Source organism: Pseudomonas sp. IT-196MI5, from assembly GCF_949767415.1.
In the GTDB taxonomy this organism is placed as follows: domain Bacteria; phylum Pseudomonadota; class Gammaproteobacteria; order Pseudomonadales; family Pseudomonadaceae; genus Aquipseudomonas.
Map to the genome: position 1 here is coordinate 87297 of NZ_CATKPZ010000012.1, position 20047 is coordinate 107343.

Annotated in this window: 17 protein-coding genes; 5 read left to right on the forward strand and 12 right to left on the reverse strand. The window is 57.4% G+C overall.

Features of this window, described 5'->3' with window-relative positions; genetic code table 11:
* Positions 1–22 precede the first annotated feature (22 nt).
* Genes bcsB through bcsQ form a run of 3 tightly spaced genes read right to left on the reverse strand, consistent with a single transcriptional unit; the run spans position 23 to position 5717 of the window.
* Positions 23–2326, reverse strand: coding sequence for a cellulose biosynthesis cyclic di-GMP-binding regulatory protein BcsB (gene bcsB / locus ACM6IK_RS11335; RefSeq protein WP_414874377.1), 2304 nt, complete (start codon positions 2324–2326; stop codon positions 23–25).
* The gene (gene bcsA, locus ACM6IK_RS11340) at positions 2323–4554 is read right to left on the reverse strand and encodes a UDP-forming cellulose synthase catalytic subunit (RefSeq protein ID WP_414874378.1); all 2232 of its coding nucleotides are present in this window, start codon (positions 4552–4554) and stop codon (positions 2323–2325) included. Before bcsA ends, bcsB begins: the two co-directional genes overlap by 4 nt.
* Positions 4551–5717 carry a cellulose biosynthesis protein BcsQ gene (gene bcsQ / locus ACM6IK_RS11345; protein ID WP_414874396.1) on the reverse strand — a complete coding sequence of 389 codons (1167 nt, stop codon included), beginning with the start codon at positions 5715–5717 and terminating at the stop codon, positions 4551–4553. Before bcsQ ends, bcsA begins: the two co-directional genes overlap by 4 nt.
* Positions 5718–6004: 287 nt before the next feature.
* On the opposite strand from bcsQ, the gene ACM6IK_RS11350 reads away from it, so the two are divergent.
* From ACM6IK_RS11350 to ACM6IK_RS11360, 3 genes are all read left to right on the forward strand, one after another.
* Positions 6005–6526, forward strand: coding sequence for a hypothetical protein (locus ACM6IK_RS11350; RefSeq protein ID WP_414874379.1), 522 nt, complete (start codon positions 6005–6007; stop codon positions 6524–6526).
* 216 nt (positions 6527–6742) lie between these two features.
* The gene (locus ACM6IK_RS11355; RefSeq protein WP_414874380.1) at positions 6743–6964 is read left to right on the forward strand and encodes a hypothetical protein; all 222 of its coding nucleotides are present in this window, start codon (positions 6743–6745) and stop codon (positions 6962–6964) included.
* 185 nt (positions 6965–7149) lie between these two features.
* Positions 7150–7461, forward strand: a complete 312-nt coding sequence (locus ACM6IK_RS11360; RefSeq protein ID WP_414874381.1) for a hypothetical protein — start codon at positions 7150–7152, stop codon at positions 7459–7461.
* A gap of 91 nt (positions 7462–7552) precedes the next feature.
* Here ACM6IK_RS11360 and ACM6IK_RS11365 read toward each other — a convergent pair whose 3' ends face one another.
* From ACM6IK_RS11365 to ACM6IK_RS11405, 9 genes are all read right to left on the reverse strand, one after another.
* Positions 7553–7990: a winged helix-turn-helix domain-containing protein gene (locus tag ACM6IK_RS11365; RefSeq protein WP_414874382.1), complete on the reverse strand. Its 438-nt coding sequence runs from the start codon at positions 7988–7990 to the stop codon at positions 7553–7555.
* A 289-nt stretch (positions 7991–8279) separates the two neighbouring features.
* Entirely contained in the window at positions 8280–9404 is a 1125-nt protein-coding gene (locus ACM6IK_RS11370) for an acyltransferase family protein (protein ID WP_414874383.1), read from the reverse strand.
* A gap of 274 nt (positions 9405–9678) precedes the next feature.
* On the reverse strand, positions 9679–10587 hold the full coding sequence (locus ACM6IK_RS11375) for a MurR/RpiR family transcriptional regulator (RefSeq protein WP_108219313.1): 909 nt from the start codon (positions 10585–10587) through the stop codon (positions 9679–9681).
* A gap of 184 nt (positions 10588–10771) precedes the next feature.
* Entirely contained in the window at positions 10772–11536 is a 765-nt protein-coding gene (locus ACM6IK_RS11380) for an ABC transporter ATP-binding protein (protein WP_414874384.1), read from the reverse strand.
* 18 nt (positions 11537–11554) lie between these two features.
* The gene (locus ACM6IK_RS11385) at positions 11555–12667 is read right to left on the reverse strand and encodes a succinylglutamate desuccinylase/aspartoacylase family protein (protein ID WP_414874385.1); all 1113 of its coding nucleotides are present in this window, start codon (positions 12665–12667) and stop codon (positions 11555–11557) included.
* 8 nt (positions 12668–12675) lie between these two features.
* Positions 12676–13374 carry an ABC transporter permease gene (locus ACM6IK_RS11390; protein WP_414874386.1) on the reverse strand — a complete coding sequence of 233 codons (699 nt, stop codon included), beginning with the start codon at positions 13372–13374 and terminating at the stop codon, positions 12676–12678.
* 12 nt (positions 13375–13386) lie between these two features.
* A complete protein-coding gene (locus ACM6IK_RS11395; protein ID WP_414874387.1) occupies positions 13387–14076 on the reverse strand; it encodes an ABC transporter permease in 690 nt (229 codons plus the stop codon).
* A 92-nt stretch (positions 14077–14168) separates the two neighbouring features.
* On the reverse strand, positions 14169–14945 hold the full coding sequence (locus ACM6IK_RS11400) for an ABC transporter substrate-binding protein (protein ID WP_108219308.1): 777 nt from the start codon (positions 14943–14945) through the stop codon (positions 14169–14171).
* Positions 14946–15213: 268 nt separating this feature from the next.
* A complete protein-coding gene (locus ACM6IK_RS11405; protein WP_414874388.1) occupies positions 15214–16605 on the reverse strand; it encodes an aldehyde dehydrogenase family protein in 1392 nt (463 codons plus the stop codon).
* 100 nt (positions 16606–16705) lie between these two features.
* On the opposite strand from ACM6IK_RS11405, the gene ptrR reads away from it, so the two are divergent.
* Together ptrR and ACM6IK_RS11415 are read left to right on the forward strand one after the other, a co-directional pair.
* The gene (ptrR, locus tag ACM6IK_RS11410; RefSeq protein ID WP_414874389.1) at positions 16706–17584 is read left to right on the forward strand and encodes a putrescine utilization regulator PtrR; all 879 of its coding nucleotides are present in this window, start codon (positions 16706–16708) and stop codon (positions 17582–17584) included.
* A 77-nt stretch (positions 17585–17661) separates the two neighbouring features.
* On the forward strand, positions 17662–19866 hold the full coding sequence (locus ACM6IK_RS11415; RefSeq protein WP_414874390.1) for an OsmC domain/YcaO domain-containing protein: 2205 nt from the start codon (positions 17662–17664) through the stop codon (positions 19864–19866).
* Positions 19867–20047: the final 181 nt, after the last annotated feature.

Here is a 20047-nt window from a genome sequence, read left to right on the forward strand (position 1 = left end):
GAACGACACTGGCCCGCGCGGCTCATTGGCCAAGACGACGTTTGGCCCGTAAGCGCAGGGCCAGGTAGGCCATGGACGCCAGCAGCAGGACCCCGAGAAGCGTGAACAGCATGAGCGCCATGACGTTTTGCGAGAGGTACCACTGCAGATAGCGCAACGGACCCAGGCGCCCGACGTAGTAATCCTGCTCGGCGACCAGCGATTCGACCTGCTTGCCCTTGACCACCACCAGACTGCCTTGCAATTGCCGGGCATTTTCTTCGCTGCTGAGCAAGGCACTGGTCACGTCGGCCAAGCCGCCGGGCCTGGTGCCGGCGATAAACACCACGCTGCGCCCACTCTTGAGCGGCGATTCGAATCCGGTCAGATAAGCACTGCCGCCCTCAGCGCTGAACCTGAAGCTGCTGCGCGCTTCACGCCGATTGGTTTGCGTATCCGGGCTGATCCAGTTGCGCAGACGCAAGGGCAGGTCAGACAGTTCGAAGTACTGTGCAGCGTCCTCGCCCCTGGCGGGCAGAAGGTGCTGCCATTGATCCAGCAGCGGCTGATTGTTGCCCGAGGCCAGCACCAGCAAATCCCGGTCGCGTTGCTCGGCCACCTGGTCGGCGTGAACCACCTTCACGCCAGTGGCCGGATAACCGGTGGAATCGCCGAAGCGACCCAGCAGGGTCAGATAGGCGCTCAGATCGGCCGGGCCTGGCTCGTTGGGCAGGATCACCGATGTTTCAGACAGGTCGGCCATGCGGGTGAACGGGAAGCCACTGTCCTTGAACACCCCGAGGTTGGGCATCGCCATGAAATGTTCGTATTGGCTGAGGTCCAGGGTCGAGTCCGGGTCGATCACACCGCGCATGTTGTCGATGATGATGTCGCGGCATTCGCCCTGTTTGATGTAGTCATACATGAAACGAAATTGCAGGCGCGATTGCAGCGCGACTGAATTGAGCGGCAACAGCATGCGCGACGTGCGGGCCAGGCTGTCGTCGGTTTTGAGCATCGACAGCAGGCTGTCGCTATTGCCGAGTTTCTCGATCGAAGGCAGGTCGATCGACTTGATGAAGGTGTCGTTGAAACTGATCAGCAACGAAGAGTTGGTGGAGACCGGTTGCGGTGTATAGCGGTACTTCAGGTCAAGTTGCGCACCGGGCTCACGCCAGTTGAACAGATCGGGTGGCAAGCGCAGGGCAACGGTCATTTGTCCCGGGTTATAACCCGACACATTGAGTTCTGCCGGTTTCGCCAGTTCACCCAGACGAACCGGGCGATCGGAGGGCAGCCAGTTGGGCGCGTCGTACGGTTGGCGTGGCTTGAGCGAGTCGATCCGGTCGATCACCACGCTCTGCCCGGAAAAGGCCGAGCCACCGAGGGCCAACGCGGTCGCGGCGACCTTGAGATCGGCGCCATCGCGCCCGGAGACGATCAGCAGTTTGCCCTGAGCATCATTGGGGTTGCTCACGAGGGTCAATGTTGGCCCGGTGGCCTCTTTGATCGGCAAACCACTCAAGGTCGTTGACTCGCTGGCGCTGATAAACACCACCGCGTTGCCTTTGGCCGGCAGGCTGCTGAGGCTGGCGGGGAAGGTTGCGCCGCGGTAGCTGGCCAGTGCACCGAACCAGGAAGACAGGATGCCGGCGGCCTCAAGCGCAGGACCGCTTGGGCGCGCGGCGAACACGAAGGGCAGCTTCAGGGGCGAGGCGTCTCGACGATCGAACAGGGGCTGCGGCAGAGCGGACAGGTCGTTGGGCTGTTTAATCGAGGACACCTGGAGGCTCAGCTGGCTCTCGTTGCCGATCCTGGCCCACAGGCTGGAGTGCAAAGGGTCTTCACATTGCATCGTGTAGTGACCGATGAACTGCAGGCTGAGCCGGTTGAATTCGGTGATGGTCTGCGGCGGAATCTGCACGGTCCGGGTCTGCACTTTACCGGCCTCTTCCTTCGGGAGGGGCAGGCTGGCGGCCACTTGATCGTTGATCAGCACGTTGATTTGCGACAGGTCGGCCAGCAGCGCCGGTGAGTAGCTGTACTGCAGCGTGACCTGCGCAGCCGTGACGACTTCGTCGGCGCGCACATCGAAATTCACGCTGTCGGTAGCCTCTACGCCTTTAAGGGTCATCGAATAGCTTTTGCCCAGCTCCTTGAGGGTGCGGGTATAGCTGTTGCCCGGGGCATCGGTCCCGGGCAACGATGCGGCCGGCATCACTGCCGTGTCCGTGGCGCTGATTGGGGCGGCAGCACTCAAGGCAAAGCCGCTCCAGCCCGCTAGCGAGCAGGCGATCAGCATGAGTGAGCGACGAGGAAGAAAGGTCCGGCGAGTGGAAGGCTTCAAGATCGTTGCGTGTCCGCGGTGGAGTCGATAGGTGATGGAGCGACCGGGCGTTTGCGCAGTAGCGCGTGGCTGTCCTTCAGGGTTGCAACGAACAAGCGCAGGATGGCGCGCAAGCCAATGCTGCTGACCTCGCGCAACGCCGACATGGGCGCGTCCAGGCGGCCGTTACCCCAGGTGTTGGCCCAGGTGTCGGCCCGTGAAAAGGTCAGTCGCACCAACTCACTTTGCTGGCGCAAGGTCAAACCCTCGAATTGCACGCCCGTCACGTTGTCGTTGCTGAATATCGTTTTTGCGGGAAAAAGGCTTGAGGGAGGTGTGCGCAGAATGCACAGCCGCAGCTTCTCATTGATGCTGAGCTGAACCTGCGGTGGCAGTGCCAGGCCCACGCCGTTTTGTGAGAAGTCCTGGGTTTTGCAGTCGAACGAGGTGCCGTCTTCGCGATAGACGCGCACGGGCAGATCTGCGGGCACCCTGGGTTCGGTACGCACCTGAGAGGACTCAGTGGCCACCGCCACGGCGGTGCTGACGATGATGATGTTGTACACCGTCCAGGCCAGGTTGATCAGCAGGGTCGTGACCTGGGCCGAATCACTCCCGAACAGTTTCACCACGCCAATCACCAGACCGATCATGTTCAAGGTCAGCAGGACGATGTAAGGCCGCGCGAGCTTCCAGTCGAAATAGTCCTTTTCGATGGTGCCGCCCTTGTCGGTCACGTTGAACTTGCCCAGCGAAGGGCTGATCAGGGCCAACAGTACCGGTCGCATGATGTACCAGGCCAACACCGACTCATACACTTCGTTCCAGAAGGAATGGCGGAAGCGCCCCTGGATGGCGGAGTTGGTCAGGCTGGAATGGAAAATATGCGGCAGCACATAGACCGTGACCATCAACGCCGAGGCATGGAAAATCTGCGCGTCGAACATCAGGTAGGCCAGGGGTGCGGTCAAGAACACCAGGCGAGGCAGGCTGTAGAAAAAGTGCATCATGGCGTTGAGATAGCAGATGCGCTGCCCCAGGTTCAGACCTTTGCCAAACAGCGGATTGTCGGTGCGAAAAATCTGCGCCATGCCTCGCGCCCAGCGTATGCGCTGGCTGATGTGTCGGGAAAGGCTTTCGGTGGCCAGGCCCGCCGCTTGTGGAATGGCCAGGTAGGCGGTATTGAAACCACGGCGATTGAGCTTGAGTGCCGTGTGCGCATCCTCCGTCACGGTTTCGGTGGCGATGCCGCCGACTTCCAGCAAGTGAGTGCGCCGGATGACCGCGCAGGAGCCACAGAAGAATGCCGCGTTCCACAGGTCGTTGCCGTCCTGCACCAGGCCGTAGAACAGTTCACCTTCGTTGGGTACCGAGCGAAAGGTATCGAGGTTCTTTTCGAACGGATCCGGTGAATAGAAGAAGTGCGGCGTTTGCAGCAACGCCAGGTTCGGGTCCTTTAAAAACCAGCCCATGGTGATCTGCAGGAAGGAGCGGGTGGGCACGTGGTCGGCGTCGAATATGGCGATGAACTCGCCATCGGTGACCTTGAGTGCCTCGTTGAGGTTGCCGGCCTTGGCATGTTGATTGTTGTCGCGGGTGATGTAGTTGACACCAATCTGCTCACAGAAAACCTTGAATTCCTCCCGGCGTCCGTCATCGAGCATGTGCACCCGCAGTTTGCCCTCGGGCCAGTCGATGGCCTGAGCCGCAAGCACCACCAGTTTGACGATGCCCAACGCTTCGTTATAGGTGGGAATGAAGACGTCTACCGTCGGCCATTCAGCGGGCGGCTGTTGCAAAAACTGCGGTGTGCGGTGCAGCGGCCAGGCGGTCTGTACGTAGCCGAAGACGAGGACGAGCAAGGCATACAGTTCGGCCAGCACCAGCCCGTAGCCAAATACGGCATCCTGCCAGTTGTCGAAGCCCAGGGTGTCGGTCAGGCGCCAGTACATGTAGCGCAGCGAAGCGATCAGCGAGAGGGTGATCAGGGTCAGGATCGCCAGACGCCCGGCTTGCTTGCGGATGATCAGGCTGGCGGCAAAACAGACGGCGGCAAACGCGGCCTGGGAATACAGGTTCAGCGGCGCAGTGAGGATACCCAGCACCAACAATGCAGCGCTCAGCCCGGCCGAGATCTTCAGGCCTTGGCGCCAACGCAGGGGCCAGCGACTGACGCGAGCCTGGAAAGAATCCAGTAGCTGCTGCAACCACCATGTCTTTGCAGGCAGCTGATTGAGCCGGGCGGTCATGGCGTGTCCTGCTGACTTGAAGCATCCGCCCAAAGCAGGGCATGGACCGCGCCTGACAACGAAAGAATGTCCTGACAGCCGATGCTCTCAGGTGCGTACTGCAACAGGTCCCGACCATAGGCCAGCGACTCGTTGAACTGGTGGTCGAGGCGAACCGTCCCGATCAGGTTGGCACCGAGCCGCCGCCGAAACAGCACGCCCATGTCCCTGCTGAACGAACGCGAGTCATCCCGTTGGTTGAGTACATACCGTTGTTGCTGCGCGCGTCGTCGGCTGGTTTCCAGCCACTGGGTCATGGTGTCCAGTGCCAGGTAGGAAGCCGCGTCGGCCACCGTCATCACCAGCACCAGATCGGCGGCATCGAGTGCCTGTTGCGAATAGACGGTCGCACCCGAAGGCGTGTCCAGGATCACGGTATCGTTTTCGCTGAGGTCCATTGACGCAAGGTGCTGATTCAACCAGTCAGAATCTTCAAGCATCAACTGCTTGAGCAATCGGCGATCGTTCACCTCGCCAGTGCCGAAGGGCAGGCACTCGCTGTCGCCAAAGCCCGGCAGGCGATGAGCGCCCCAGTCTGCGTCCTGCTCTTTGAGCTGGAGCAGCCCGGGAACCTGCCTGGTGATACCCAAGTGGCTGGACAGCGCGTTCTGAGGGTCCAGATCAATTGCGATGGTTCGCCCGCCAAGGCGCCGAAGTGTTTTTGCGAGGCCCGCGGCGACGGTGCTTTTACCCACCCCGCCATTCGCCGAAACGATAGCAATGACCTTCGCCCTGGTTCGCTTGCCAGTCGTTTCTGGCAGACCGTCTCGACGAACCTGTTTGAGTTCACGCAACAGGTCGCTCAATCGCTGACGGTCACCCGTAGCAGAACTCGCAGGTGGCTTGGTCAGGGGAGGGGATTTTGGCGAAGGTAGCGAGAGGGCAGCATTCTTCACAGGCTCGACCGGCGCGCCAATCAATAAAGAAGGCTGTGGCTCGTCCAGTAGAAACACGGGGGGCGTTGGGGTTGGGGGAGGCAATGCCACTGACGGCTCTGGCTCAGCCAGTGCAGGTGTAACCGGGTCGTCTTTGAAGTCTTTATAGTTCGGTTGTATTTCCTGGTAGCTCTGCGCATTGGCGCCAAAACGTGTAAAAAGTTTCGTAATGTCGTCTACATATTTCATGCGTTGTACCAGGAATGAAATAGCTCGGAAACTCAGCATTCCATTAACTTGACAAAGTTGATGCGTCGTCTGGGCGTTGGCAGAGTGCCACTAATCTAGGGTTTCTACGTATTAGTGTCAACGAATGTTATAAGAAGTCAGTCAGTATTATTGGTGTTGGACTGAGTGTTATCAGGATGTTGTGTTATTCGTGAAGAGTGTGAGTTTTAGAGTGCGCCAAATGATTACTGTCAGGTGAGGTGTAATATGATGAGGTGTAATGGGTGTATTGGCGCGATGGAGTGCGAGTGTTGATCGCCTTCGATGGTTTGATGCGGGACAATATATTAAAGAAGTTGATCAATCTATTTGAGGGCATAGTGGCGGTTTCAAAAAAATACAGCTCGGATAAGGCAACGGGTGTCGCGGATGTCAGGCTGTGTAAAAACCCAAAGAAATTTCCCGCCTTGCCTATAGCGCCTGAAAATCAACACGCCTTATCAAGCGACCCATTTGAAAATCGGACATGGCGATTCCTCGCCCGCCGTTCACCTGCAGGCTCTATGTTAATTTTGTTCAGGGTTGTGTTCGGGACACTTGGCACTGCGCTGGGTAAAGTCATGATCGCTCGCCCGGCCTGGTGTGTTTCAGATGGATTACTGAATGGCCAGCAACTGGTCAGGGTGGGCACCCATTCAGACAAGGTGCAGGCGACAAGCCGAGTCGTTCGGCTAACGTTCAATCGTTCGCCTCACCAGTTGCGTTATACACACACTCTCTCCCCTGAGATGACTGGTGGGGTGAACCCTTGGCGCCGTGGCCCCTTGTAGATGAGCCAGAGCATCAAGAGCGGCGCTGCTATCAGTTAGATGATCATGGGGGGACCGCCCCGAGCAGGCCTCAGGGCATCCCCCAAAGCGATGCCCTGAGGCCTCCCTTGCATGCGCCGCCCTCCGTGACGGGATGCGACAGGGGTAGTGGCATTTTGATTTTTTTTTGAGCTATTTATCTCTATGGCCGGCATGGAGCCGGTTCAGGGAGATGAAATGGTCACTGATCGCGAAATTGCACTTGAGCAGGCCCTGGTAGCAATTATTGGAGAGGCCATCGCCAGCGGGCTTGATGTCAAAAGCCTGATGGACAAAGCGGCAGCTGGCTTACTTGGAAGTGCTTCATACCGCTGGGTCGGGCATCCCCATGTGTCAAACGCCCTTCAGGTGATGATCGCTGCTCATGCGCAGGCACTGGACACTATGCCACCGCAGTAACTGAAGTTTCAGGTTTCAATACCCGTCCTGGCAAACGCTTCAAACTGTCGCGATTACTTTTCCGTAACCGCGATTTCAGGTCGCGACATGCTCGCAATGCGGGCGGACTCTTGGGCCGGCACCGTAGCGAGGGTGATCAGGCGCGTTGACGCCATCTCCTGCCATTGCGTGACCGGAAGCGACAGGTGGAGATTCTGGATTTTGGTGTTCAGCTATGCTTTCAGCACTTTGTTCACGAAATGGATTTCACCATGAGCAGCGTAAGAAAACCGACTCAGCGAGAAATCTCCGATGCCTTGGAGCTTAGCGAAAGCGAGGTCGCGTTGTACGTTGCAGACGTAGAGGAAAAGGCCGATGGCTCGGGGCATTGGATCTTTTTCAGCCTATTGACGCCTAGCGACGTACTGTTCTGGCTCAGGGTCGGTAACAACCTGAGGCTTGAAACAGATGCCATAAACCTCCTCTGGACAAAACAGTCACCGAGTATCGCTCGGTAGGTTTGCGGGATCGCGCTTTAACTCCGCCTGGCTCGCTCCTGCAATTTCCTTAACTGAACAGCATTGCATCCATGAGCCGGAGACTTAAAGCTCATTCAGGATTTATTGTTTGGATAAGGCAGTAACCGCGACTTCTTACTGAACGGAGGAGGTTGTCGCCTTTGGTGAATTTCTTGAATTTCGCTTGCAGTCTACTGAGGCACATGGGCAATCCTTTGTAATTATAAGGGTCCTTATTTAACCTCATAAGAATGTCCTCGTTGCTGATAACGCGTTCCTCGCTGCTTGTTAATAAGTCAAGCACTACGCATTCCATGCGAGTTAAATTGATAGTCGTTAGACTGTTAGAAAGCAGGCGTTGGGGTTTGTTGAACACCCAGGTATGTAGCTTTGGCATATTGGTGCGATCAGACACACACGTAGAACCGCGGTGGTCGATCCAGGCAGCAACCTCATCGATAGTATGCTCGGGGGCAATAGAGTCTTCGTCGCAAGGATTGAGCGGGGCGGGGGCAAGATCTTCTGGCATCGCGCTTCCTCCATGCACAGGAAAAGCGTAGCACCCAGAGCTGCGCACACTGTAAGTAGTGCGTGAAAAAAAACCGCACTGGCATCCTTGAGGGGTCGAAGACCCCCTGAAGGATGCCAGTGATTGCCGAGCAAGGTCTTCAGCATTCGGTGAGTCACTGCTGCCGCCAACTCTGCCTATTTTTGAGCGTTCGGCTGGCATCCTTGGCAGTCAGCGACTCGAGATCTTTGAAAAAATACCGCGTCGCGTTGAATCAGCTTCGCTGATCAGGACGGCTACTTCAATAGCATTAGTTGGCCAACATCACCCGCTTGAATTTTGCTTTAGAAAGCTGCGCCCCGTAATTTCTAAGTGGAGTTTCCACAACTTGGTAGGAAAACTCTGCAATCACTCCAGTTAGTACTATCGCGATAAAGACGGCAAATATTTTATCGGTTTCAAGTGTGAGATCCGTATACCCTGACTGAAGGCATATTTCTCTTACAATTGCAAATACAGGGTTGTGAACAAGATAAATGGAGTAGGAGCGCGATCCGATGTAAATGGCGATCTTTCGGAGGCGGCCATGTGAGCCCGTAAGGTTTAGATTTCCCGAACACAGGAGCACAACCAGACTTGAAGTGATTGCGACAAGTCCCATGTAGTAGGGGGACCAGCCGATTTTTGCCGTAATGATGGGTAGGGGAATGCAGATCAATAATGCAAGTTGTAATGTATTTTTATTCTTGGTGGAGAAAATACTTGATATCCGCTGTGGGTAGTAATGCCAGGCCAGCGCGATCAGGGTGCCGTAAAGCAATGCGTCGCATCGAATAAACCAAAGCAGTGTGCCCCACGGACGTATCTGTGTGGAATGGTAAATTGCTACGGCAAGAAAAGGGATGATCAATAATTTTCGATTAGGGACGAAGAACAGAATGATGGGGAGAATTACATAGAACTGTTCTTCTAGCGACAAGCTCCAGTAGTGCCATAGTGGAGTTGCGCTGTTTGAGTTTTCAGTGTACCAGATGTATATATTCTGGATATTCAACATGCCGAATGTCCAGGAATTTACCATGTTCTCTTGTGAGCCAAATGTCCTGGAGACGTCAAAGGTAAATGAAATTGCCAACGTTATGGTCGACCAAAAAATCGCTGCGGGCCACAATCGAAACAACCGCCTTGTCCAAAAAGATCCGGCAAAACGCAGGAACTGATCTTGCGGGTTCAAAGCTTTTATCAATGATGTCGTTATAAGGAATCCGGAAATGCAGAAGAATAAATCTACCCCTCCACCCAGCCAGAAATAGGTAGTCCATTTAAACCAATCCGGATTTAAAAGACCGAGATGAGCAACGAAAGTAATAGCGATGGCATAGGCACGCAATACTTCGATGTCCAGATTCTTTGTTTCGCTAACGGAGGGTGTCATGCGCTACCTGCGAATCAAGAAAGTTTTATTTTTTTCGGCGCGCGATTCTATAAGCTAAACCATGCGCTGTCGATAAGTCGGTGGCCAGTCGTTTTTATTTAGGACGATCTGCATTCGAAGCGATGCAGACATGAGCATCACACCGCAGCAATTGCTGCAAGTCTTACCCCGTAGCCGGCGCCTGATCCGGCTTTTTACGCTCGCTCTAACCCCGCCTGTTCCCGATTTCAGCATGTTGGCGCCAGGCGCGTAGTCGTGCGCCCCCCAAGAACCATCACTTTTTCGGCGATTTACTGCTGGAAGGAATATGCAGGTAAGACATCACGCTTTCGGTCAATTCTGTCGCCAGCTTGACGGCTTCTTTATTGCGGGCCATCACACCCGCCACCAATCCTTCGATCAAGGCGAGCACGGCGATGTTGGAGCTGGTCATGACCGGATGGTCGGCGGGGGCAAATAGCACGTGTTCGGCAATGCTGGTGAGAGGCGATGCGGGTGAGTCGGTGATTGCCAGCACCGAGGCGCCGCGCTCATTGGCAAAACGTGCGAGTTGCAGGGTGTCGAGGGAATAGCGCGGCAGGGAGATCGCCAGCAATACATCCTGATCGGTGATGGCGGCCAGGCGGTAAGCGGCGTTTTCGTTGCCGCCTTCCATGCTGATGGCGGTGGCGTCCGCACAGAAGGGCATCAGGGTCGAGGCGGCCAGGCCGGCGAAGTAGACGCTGTTGCCAAAGCCAAGGATGTAGATTTTACGCGCTTCGGTCAGGCGGGTGACGAACGCTTCAAAGGCATCTTCATGGTTGTTGGTCGCCGCCGTGGCGAGGTTGCTGGTGGCGCTCTGGATTTGCTCATGCAGGCCAAATGCGCCGCCCGGCCGATGCGCCAGTTCATTGCGAAGCTTGTCGACCGGCGACACCATCTGCTGCAAAGTCGCCACCAGCTCGGCCTTCATGCCGGTGTAGCCACCCAGGTTCAGCGCTTTGGCCAGACGGTTGACGGCGGCGGGAGAGGTCAATGTCTCGTGTGCCATCTCCTCGATGGTCAGCGTCGCGGCTTTGAGCGGGTGACGCAGGATAAAGTCCGCCACCTTGCGCAGTGACGGCGGCAGTTCGGAAACGATTTCCGTCAGTTTGCGCATGACCGGTGCGGCATAGACAGTGGTGTCTTTCGATGGGGTTGGCATGTCCGGCTCTGCAGTTCCTGAGGGTTGGAGATGGGGCTGGGGCGGGCGCATAACCTGTGGGAGCGTGGCTTGCCCGCGAAGAACGATAACGCGCAATGCCTGAAAAATCGCGGTGTTCGCTTCGCGGGCAAGCCACGCTCCCACAGGGTTTTGCGCGGGGGCATAAGTTGGCTGGAGTGTATGATTATTTCAAGCTCCCGGACAGAAATTGCCGCAGACGCTCGGACTGTGGATTGACCAGCACTTCACGCGGATTGCCGCGCTCTTCGACCCGCCCTTTGTGCAGGAACACCAGTTGATTGGAAACCTCGCGGGCAAAGCCCATTTCGTGGGTCACGACCACCATGGTGCGTCCTTCGAGTGCGAGATCCTGCATGACTTTAAGTACTTCACCGACCAGCTCGGGGTCGAGTGCCGAAGTCGGTTCATCGAACAGCATCACTTCCGGTTCCATCGCCAGCGCGCGGGCAATTGCCACACGCTGTTGCTCACCACCGGACATATGCGCCGGCCAGGCGTCCATGCGGTGCGCCACGCCGACTTTGTTCAGGTAGTGTTCGGCTTTTTCCCGGGCTTGTTTTTTGTTCATGCCAAGCACATGCACCGCAGCTTCCATGACGTTTTCAAGGGCACTCATGTGCGACCAGAGATTGAAATGCTGAAACACCATCGATAGCCGCGAACGCATGCGTTGCAGCTGTCTGGGTTCGGCAGCCTTGAGCCCGCCGAGTTTATTGGTCACCAGTTTGAGCTGTTCGCCATTGAGTACGATGTTGCCGGCGTTGGGTTGCTCCAGCAGGTTGATGCAACGCAGGAAGGTGCTTTTGCCAGAGCCGCTGGAGCCGATAATGCTGATGACGTCGCCGGCTTTCGCTTCCAGGGACACGCCCTTGAGCACTTCATGGGCGCCGTAGCTTTTGTGAAGATCCTGAATTTCAAGTTTGTACATGGTTTCAACTCTCTGGAATCAGTCGCTGAGCAAACGGCCTTGGCGAATAGGGGTGTTACCGGCCACTTTGGCCAACCACAAACCGGGCTGGGCAAAACGCAGGCGTTCACGGGCATACAGGATGCCGCCGGTGCTGGCGTGCACCACGCTGTGCTGATCGGTCAGCGGATCAAGCACTTCGAACAGCGGATCGCCGACCTTGACGTGGGCCCCCAACGGCTGCAGATAACTCACCACTCCAGGATGCGGCGCATAGGCATACTGCGCGCCGGCGAACGGTGTCGCTTCACAACGGCTCGGTGGCGCTACAGGCCATTCACCGCTGATCAGGCCTTGCTCGGCGAGGTAGCCGAGAATGGCCTGGGCACTGTCGACGCATTGCTCGCGCTCGGTGTCAGCCATGCCGCGCAATTCAATCGTGGTGGCCACACACGCCAGCGGAATACTGGCTTCAGGAAAGCGCTCGGCCAGGTGCAGCCAGGGAATTGCGCAGGCTTCATCGAAGGCGTTGCCTCCCGCGGCCTCGGCCAGCAGGGCCACGCCAGCGCCGAGGCGGGCGGCCAATGAGCGCAAGCGGGACCAGTTTTGCGGCATGGCATACAGCAGCATGATCGACTCGAAGTCGCAGTGCAGGTCCAGCACCACATCGGCATCACAAGCATGCTGCAGCAACAGGCGCCGCAAGCCATCGAGTTCCGATGTCGGTGCCGGCATGTTGGTTAGGGCATCGCCCATGGCGCGGCGGATCAGTGTGATGTTGGCGTTGGCGTCGTTGCCCAGTTGACCTTCCAGTTGCTGCGCCACGGCTTCGGCGAGTTCCGGGAAGTCGCGATTGAAGTTCTTCCCGCTGGAGAACTCGAAGCGCCCCTGATGGGTGGCCTGGAACATCTGTGCGATACCAATCGGATTGGCCATCGGTACCAGTTCGATCACCCCGGTGAGGCGACCTTGATCTTCCAGTGCTTGCAGACGGCGCTTGAGTTCGACGGCAACGCGCATTCCCGGCAGTTCGTCGGCATGCAGGGAAGCCTGGATATAGGCCTTGCGCGGCCCGCTGCCAAAACGAAACAGCGACAGCTTTCGTTCTGTGCCCGAGGCACTCCACGGCAAAAGGTATTGAATGTGCTTCATAACGCTCCTTAGTGCTTGCGCGGTGCCAGATAGGCCAGCCAGCGACGCTCGGCCAGCTTGAACAGGCGAACCAGGATGAAGGTCATGGCCAGGTAGATGAGGCCGGCAGTGATGAATGCCTCGAACGGCAGATAAAAGCGCGAACTGACGGTTCGCGCGGCACCGGTGATATCCACCAGCGTGACGATGGACGCCAGGCTGGTGGTCTGCAGCATCATCAGCACTTCGTTGCTGTACTGCGGCAGTGCCCGGCGCAAGGCCGACGGCAGGAGGATGCGGCGGTACAAGGTCAGGCGTGACATGCCCATGGCTTTGGCGGCTTCGATTTCGCCGTGGGCCGTGGCCTTCAAGCTGCCGGCCAGGAGTTCCGCGCTATAGGCGCTGGTATTGATTGCGAAGGCCAGGCAGGCACAAAAGGTCGCGCTGGACAGGTAAGGCCAGAGCGCGCTTTGACGTACCGCTTCGAACTGCGCCAGCCCGTAGTAGATCAGGAACAATTGCACCAGCATCGGGGTGCCGCGAATCACGTAGGTGTAGAGCCAGGCCGGGAGGTTGATCAGCGGTGATCGGGATACGCGCATCAGCGCGACAGGAACCGCAAACACCAGGCCAGCCGCCAGGGAAATCAGCAGGACTTTCAGGGTCACCAAAGCGCCGTTGAAATACAGCGGCAGGTTTTCCCAGATCAGGTTGTAGTCGAGCATCATGGGGGCTCCCAATTACAGTTCGGCGGCTTTGATGCCGACCGAGTAGTGTTTTTCCAGATAGCGCAGCACCAGCAATGACACGCTGGTCAGCATCAAGTAGAGCGCGGCAACCGCTAGGAAAAACGTGAACGGCTCATGGGTGGCGTCCGCTGCGTTTTTGGCTTTGAACATCATGTCCTGCAAACCGATCACCGAGATCAGCGCGGTGGATTTGGTCAGTACCAACCAGTTGTTGGTGAACCCGGGAATGGCGAAACGAATCATCTGCGGCACCAGAATCCGCCAGAACACCTGTGCGCCAGTCATGCCATAGGCCACGCCAGCCTCGCCCTGACCTTTAGGGATCGCCATGAAGGCGCCACGAAAGGTCTCCGAGAGATAGGCGCCGAAAATGAAGCCCATGGTGCAGACACCGGCGATGAAGGGATTGATGTCGATGTACCGGGTGTAGCCGAGTGCGAGGGCAATGCGGTTCATCAGATCCTGGCCGCCGTAGAAAATCAGCAGGATCAACACCAGGTCAGGAATACCGCGAATCAGGGTTGTGTAACCTTCGCCCAGCACCGCCAGCCATTTGAACGGCGACAAACGAAAGGCTGCGCCGATCAGTCCCAGGGAAATGGCCATGGTCATGGAGGTCAGGGCCAGATTGATGGTCAGCCAGGCGCCATCGAGAATGCTCGATCCGTAGCCGTGAAGCATGATGAAATTCCTCAAGCGAGCGCCGGGAAGCGCGCAAGACAAGCCAAAGGCGGCGCCCGCAAGGGGCCGGCGCCAGGGGTTCGGGTAAAGGCTTATTCGCCGTAGATATCGAAGGCGAAGTACTTGCCCATCACTTGCTGGTACTTGCCATTGGCGCGGATCGCGTCAATCGCTGCACTCAGGCGGGCGACGTTCGCACTGTCGCCTTTACGCACCGCGATCCCGGCACCTCTGCCGAAGTATTTCGGGTCGTTGATGTCCGGCCCTGTCAGTGCGAAACCCTTGCCTAATGGTGTTTTGATGAAGCTCTCATCGGTGTTGACGATGTCTGCAAGCGTGGCGTCCAGGCGACCCGCCGCCAGATCGAGGAAGGCTTCATTTTGCGAGGAGTAGCGCACCACCAGGGCGCCGGCTTTCTCAAGCTGCTCGGTGGCGAAACGGTCATAGGTCGAAGAGCGTTGCACGCCCAGTTTCTTGCCTTTGAGATCGACCAGCGGGTCGTTGATCACGCTACCGGTCTTCATCGCGAACTTGCCCGGCGTGTGGTAGTACTTTTTGCTGAAATCGACCGACTTCATACGGTCTTCAGTGATCGACATCGACGACAGCACAGCATCGATCTTGCGCACTTTCAGCGACGGGATCATGCCGTCGAATTCCTGGATGACCCACTCGCATTTGACCTTCATCTCTTCGCACAGCGCGTTGCCAATGTCGTAATCGAAACCACTGACGTTGCCCTCTGGCGTCTTGAAAGAGAAGGGCGGGTAGGCGGCTTCGATACCGATACGCAGGCTGTCGTCGTCGGCGTGTGCCAGCAAGCTTGCGGCGCACAGTGCCAGTGCACCTAGAAGTTCTGTCTTGTACATATTGTTGACTCCTTGGATGGGGCGTTGGGGTGATACGGGGTTGCCGTCCGGTCTGGCGAGGTGGACTGTCCTGATGATTTGCGAGGCTATAAATGACATAATATATTTCACAAATCAACATAATGAAAAAAAACATATCAATATGGGGCGGCACACAGGATGCTGGTGGGCAGAACCTCACCTGTGTCATCAATCCTTTGAGCAAAAAAAAAGGGCGCCGATAAGGCGCCCGTTTTTTCATTTCAGTATCAAGGTTTTTGCGCTGTCCTTAGCGCCGATCCAGCCAAACCGTCTGTGCATTACAGAATTCGCGCACCCCGAAATGCGAGAGCTCACGGCCAAAGCCACTCTTCTTCACGCCACCAAAACTGACACGGGGATCGCTGGCGCTATAGCCGTTGATGAACACGCCACCGGTTTCAAGTTCGTCGGCCATCTGTCGGGCGAGTTCGACATTGCGCGTGAAGACAGTGGCGGTGAGGCCGAACTCACTGTCATTGGCCAGCTCCAGCGCATGGGCTGGGTCTCGGGCCGTGATGATTGAGGCCACAGGACCAAACAACTCCTGTTTGAATGATGTCATCTGATCGGTCACGTCGCCGAGTACGGTGGGCTCATAGTAGTTGCCGGGGCCTTCAGCCTTCTTTCCACCCATCAGCAGCGTCGCGCCTTCTTCGAGTGTGTCGCGCACCTGTTGATCCAGTTCGTCGCGCAGATCGAAGCGAGCCATCGGGCCGATGTAAGTGGTGGTGGCCAGTGGATCACCAACGACCAGTCGTTGGGTGGCCTCGACGAACTTGCGGGTAAATGCCTCGACGATGCCTTGCTCGACAATCATGCGCTTGGCGGCAGCGCAGACTTGCCCGGTGTTTTGATAGCGCCCGATCACCGCGGCTTGCACCGCCTCATCGAGGTCTGCGTCGTCGAGCACGATAAACGGGTCGGAGCCGCCCAGTTCCAATACACATTTCTTCAGTGCCGCTCCAGCCTGAGCGCCGATGGCCATGCCTGCACGGACGCTGCCGGTGAGGGTGACAGCCGCGATACGTGGATCGGCGATCGCCTTGGATACCCCCTCCGGCGTGACATTGATGACCTCGAAAACACCTTCGGGAAAGTCCGCTTGCTTGACGGCTTCCAGCAGCAGGTAGGCGCTGCCCATGACGTTTGGCGCGTGCTTGAGCACGTAGGTATTGCCAGCGAGCAAGGTTGGGACCGCGCCGCGCAGGACTTGCCAGATGGGGAAGTTCCACGGCATGACGGCGAGAATCGGGCCGAGCGGGCGATATTCAATGCGTGCCTTGTCGCCTTCAACCAGGGTCGGTTCCGGGCGCAGCATGGCGGGACCGTGTTCGGCGTACCAATCGCAGAGCTGCGCACATTTTTCAATTTCACCGCGGGCCTGAGCAATCGGCTTACCCATTTCCTGGGTGATCATGTTCGCCATGGCCTGCGCATTGTTGCGCAAGGCCTGGCCGAGGTTGATCAAAAGCTGCGCGCGCTGCTCAACCGGTTTGCGGCGCCAGGCGTGAAACCCGGAGGCGGCCCGCGTCAGCGCGGCCTGTAATGCCGAATCGGATTCGAAAGGGTACTGGCCGATCTGCTCGCCCGTGGTCGGGTTGATCGAAATGGCATGGGTAAGGCTGGATACGTTGGTCATTGCACCGTCCTGCGGGGTGGGGATGTGCTCAGGTTATGGGGGTATATGTTTTCTGGAAACTGAATAATACTGAGCAGAACGTTCACGTTTGGAGAATGACTTGGACCTGGTTCAGCTCGAAATTTTCAAGGCTGTCGCCGAGCACGGCAGCATCAGCGTGGCTGCCCAGCATATCCACCGGGTGCCATCGAATCTCACGACCCGAATCAAGCAGCTCGAGCTGGACCTGGGTGTGGACCTGTTTATCCGCGAGAAGAGTCGCCTGCGCCTGTCGCCGGCCGGCTGGAGCTTTCTGGATTACGCACGACGCATTCTCGACCTGGTTCAGGAAGCACGCGCGACAGTGGCGGGTGAAGAGCCGCAGGGGGCCTTCACCCTGGGTTCGCTGGAAAGTACTGCAGCGGTACGTATTCCAGAGCTATTGGCCGCCTATAACCAGAAGCACGCCAAGGTCGAACTGGACCTGTCCACCGGCCCCTCCGGGACCATGATCGATGGGGTGCTGTCGGGGCGGCTGGCCGCGGCATTCGTCGATGGTCCGGTGTTGCATCCGGCACTGGAGGGCGTGCCGGCATTCGAAGAGGAAATGGTCCTGATCGCGCCGCTCAACCATGAGCCGATTCATCGGGCCAGGGATGTGAATGGCGAAAACATCTATGCCTTTCGCTCCAACTGCTCCTATCGGCATCATTTCGAAAGCTGGTTCGCCAATGGTGCGGCGGTGCCCGGCAAGATTTTCGAAATGGAGTCCTATCACGGCATGCTGGCCTGCGTCAGCGCCGGTGCCGGCCTGGCGCTGATGCCTCGCAGCATGCTCGAAAGCATGCCTGGATGCACGACGGTCAGCGTCTGGCCGTTGTCGGAGTCGTTCCGCTATCTGCGCACCTGGCTGGTGTGGCGCAGGGGGACGGTGTCGCAGAGCCTGGCGATGTTTGTGCGCTTGCTTGAGGAACGTGGGGTGGTGTTGGTCGAAAAATAGTGGAAAGTTAACGGTCTGCGCTGAAAAACCGGATAATGGCGGCCAAATCGTTTAGCTCGTTATTCTGGTAAGCACGCATGGAAATCAAGGTCAACTTTCTCGACAACCTTCGACTTGAGGCCAAGTTCGACGACTTCACGGTGATTGCCGATCAACCCATTCGCTACAAGGGCGATGGCTCGGCACCGGGGCCGTTCGATTACTTCCTGGCTTCGTCGGCGTTGTGCGCGGCGTATTTCGTGAAGTTGTATTGCGAGACTCGCAATATCCCCACCGAAAATATCCGCCTGTCGCAGAACAACATTGTTGATCCGGAAAACCGCTACAACCAGATTTTCAAGATTCAGGTCGAATTGCCGGCAGACATCTCCGCCAAGGATCGTCAGGGGATCTTGCGCTCCATCGACCGTTGTACGGTAAAGAAGGTGGTGCAGACCGGGCCTGAGTTCGTGATTGAAGAGGTCGAAAACCTCGACGCCGATGCCCAGGCGTTGCTGATGCCGCATTCGACTGGCGAAGCGGGCACCTACATTGTGGGCAAGGACCTGCCGCTGGAACAAACCATCGCCAACATGTCGGGCATCCTGGCCGACCTGGGCATGAAGATTGAAATCGCTTCGTGGCGCAATATCGTCCCCCATGTGTGGTCGCTGCACATCCGCGATGCGCACTCGCCAATGTGTTTTACCAACGGCAAAGGCGCGACCAAGGAAGGCGCGCTGGCATCGGCGCTGGGCGAGTTTATCGAGCGGCTCAACTGCAACTTCTTCTATAACGATCAGTTCTGGGGCGAGGACATCGCCAACGCGGCGTTTGTGCATTACCCGGACGAGCGCTGGTTCAAGCCGGGCCCGAAGGACGAACTGCCGAGTGAAATCCTCGACGAGTACTGCCTGAAGGTTTACGACCGGGATGGCGAGCTGCGTGGCTCGCATCTGTACGACACCAACTCCGGCAACACCCAGCGCGGCATTTGTTCACTGCCGTTTGTGCGCCAGTCGGACAATGAGGTGGTGTACTTCCCGTCCAACCTGATCGAAAACCTGTTCCTGAGTAACGGGATGAGCGCCGGCAACACGCTGGCCGAAGCCCAGGTGCAGTGCCTGTCGGAGATTTTCGAACGGGCGGTCAAACGCGAAATCCTCGAAGGCGAAATGGCCCTGCCGGATGTGCCGCAGCAAGTGCTGGCGAAATACCCGGGCATCCTGGCCGGTATCCAGGCCCTGGAAGAGCAGGGCTTCCCGGTGCTGGTCAAGGATGCATCGCTGGGCGGGGAGTTCCCGGTGATGTGCGTGACCTTGATGAACCCGCGTACCGGTGGCGTGTTTGCCTCGTTCGGCGCGCACCCAAGCCTGGAAGTGGCGCTGGAGCGCAGCCTGACGGAACTGCTGCAAGGGCGCAGTTTCGAAGGCCTGAACGATCTGCCCCAGCCGACCTTCGAAGGTCAGGCGGTGACTGAGCCGAACAACTTCGTCGAACACTTCATCGATTCCAGCGGTGTGGTCTCGTGGCGCTTCTTCAGTGCCAAACCGGATTTCGAATTCGTTGAGTGGGATTTCTCCGGTCAAGGCGAAAACTCCAATGCCGAAGAGGCCGCGACCTTGTTCGGCATTCTCGAAGACATGGGTAAAGAAGTGTACATGGCAGTCTATGAGCACATCGGCGCCAAGGCCTGCCGCATTCTGGTACCGGACTACTCGGAGATTTATCCGGTAGAAGATTTGATCTGGGATAACACCAACAAAGCGCTGCAGTTCCGCGCCGACATCCTGAACCTGCACAGCCTGAGCAAGGTCGGCCTGAGAACGCTGGCCCAGGGTCTGGAAAACAGCGAGCTGGATGATTACACCGACATCACCACCTTGATCGGCATCGAGTTCGACGACAACACGCCTTGGGGCAAGCTGACGATCCTGGAGCTGAGGCTGCTGATTTATCTGGCCTTGCGGAAGTTTGATCAGGCCAAGGATCTGGTGGAAGCCTTCTTGCAATACAACGACAACACCGTCGAACGCGGCTTGTTTTATCAAGCCGTGAACGTCGTGCTGGAAATGCAGCTGGACGATGATCTGGAACTGAGCGACTACGAGGTCAACTTCCGTCGGATGTTCGGTAACGAGCGGATGGACGCGGCGATAGGGTCCGTGGATGGCAGCGTACGTTTCTATGGTCTGACGCCGACGAGCATGAAACTGGAAGGGCTCGACAGGCACCTTCGTCTGATCGACAGCTACAAGAAGCTGCACATGGCGCGGGCGAGGGTGGCGGCGTTGTACAGCTGATAGCGATAACAAAAAGCACCTTGGGTGCTTTTTTGTTTTTTGGCTATGGCATGGGCTGTGGCTGCCCATGAGGAAGCTCTTCTATATAGAAGGGCGTTCTGGTCCTTCTATATAGGCGTCCTTTGGGGCGATTTGCAGGTTGTTGATAGAAAACCCGAATCAGTGCTTGACGGCAGATTAT

Excerpts from the sequence above, each read along its gene's own strand:
- bcsQ (WP_414874396.1), bottom strand. The coding sequence starts at position 5,717 with ATGAAATATGTAGACGACATTACGAAACTTTTTACACGTTTTGGCGCC.
- ACM6IK_RS11355 (WP_414874380.1), top strand. The coding sequence starts at position 6,743 with ATGGTCACTGATCGCGAAATTGCACTTGAGCAGGCCCTGGTAGCAATT.
- ACM6IK_RS11395 (WP_414874387.1), bottom strand. The coding sequence starts at position 14,076 with ATGCTTCACGGCTACGGATCGAGCATTCTCGATGGCGCCTGGCTGACC.
- ACM6IK_RS11400 (WP_108219308.1), bottom strand. The coding sequence starts at position 14,945 with ATGTACAAGACAGAACTTCTAGGTGCACTGGCACTGTGCGCCGCAAGC.
- ACM6IK_RS11385 (WP_414874385.1), bottom strand. The coding sequence starts at position 12,667 with ATGAAGCACATTCAATACCTTTTGCCGTGGAGTGCCTCGGGCACAGAA.
- bcsA (WP_414874378.1), bottom strand. The coding sequence starts at position 4,554 with ATGACCGCCCGGCTCAATCAGCTGCCTGCAAAGACATGGTGGTTGCAG.
- ACM6IK_RS11390 (WP_414874386.1), bottom strand. The coding sequence starts at position 13,374 with ATGATGCTCGACTACAACCTGATCTGGGAAAACCTGCCGCTGTATTTC.
- ACM6IK_RS11365 (WP_414874382.1), bottom strand. The coding sequence starts at position 7,990 with ATGCCAGAAGATCTTGCCCCCGCCCCGCTCAATCCTTGCGACGAAGAC.
- ACM6IK_RS11415 (WP_414874390.1), top strand. The coding sequence starts at position 17,662 with ATGGAAATCAAGGTCAACTTTCTCGACAACCTTCGACTTGAGGCCAAG.
- ACM6IK_RS11405 (WP_414874388.1), bottom strand. The coding sequence starts at position 16,605 with ATGACCAACGTATCCAGCCTTACCCATGCCATTTCGATCAACCCGACC.
- ACM6IK_RS11370 (WP_414874383.1), bottom strand. The coding sequence starts at position 9,404 with ATGACACCCTCCGTTAGCGAAACAAAGAATCTGGACATCGAAGTATTG.
- ACM6IK_RS11380 (WP_414874384.1), bottom strand. The coding sequence starts at position 11,536 with ATGTACAAACTTGAAATTCAGGATCTTCACAAAAGCTACGGCGCCCAT.
- ACM6IK_RS11375 (WP_108219313.1), bottom strand. The coding sequence starts at position 10,587 with ATGCCAACCCCATCGAAAGACACCACTGTCTATGCCGCACCGGTCATG.